The sequence below is a fragment of the Allobosea sp. 01N443 genome, assembly GCF_056399325.1.
The window spans coordinates 1-465 of record NZ_JBFTRC010000437.1 but is presented as its reverse complement, the minus strand read 5'-3'; the positions used below and the strand labels follow the sequence as shown (position 1 = coordinate 465).

Annotated in this window: 1 protein-coding gene; it reads right to left on the bottom strand. The window is 37.6% G+C overall.

Annotated features, from left to right (window positions below):
• Window positions 1-465: relaxase/mobilization nuclease domain-containing protein (locus AC1DRP_RS36870; protein ID WP_476771182.1), on the bottom strand; the 465-nt coding region annotated here is incomplete at both ends.

Here is a 465-nt window from a genome sequence, read left to right as displayed (position 1 = left end):
TTGTTGTATTTGTCTTTCAAAGCCATGTTGGATGCCTCCTTTATTGTAATCTTCGCCCAATTTACGCCCGCGTACTTTTTTATTTTCAGCTAAATGCCGATAGGTAATGCTTTTGGGGGTAACACGTTCAATCGTAATGCCATATTGCTTTAAATGGTCTTTGAATTCATCCATATTCGTTGCTTGTGATTGGTCTATCGCCTCTCTAATCTCATCTTTCCATGAATATTGGGCTGTTGATTTCGTATTAGGGTCAGCAATCGCTTTTTCCGTTTGCGTATAACGTAAGCGTGCTGTATCTTTTTCTGGCACGCTTAAACCATGTTCTCGACACACCTCATCATTAAAATCTCTTAAATCACGTAAGGTTTGTTTATTGTTGTTAAATTTTTTCCCTGTCTCAAGATCAATAGCATTAATCACAATATGGTTGTGTACATGATCCGTATCATTGTGTGTATAGAC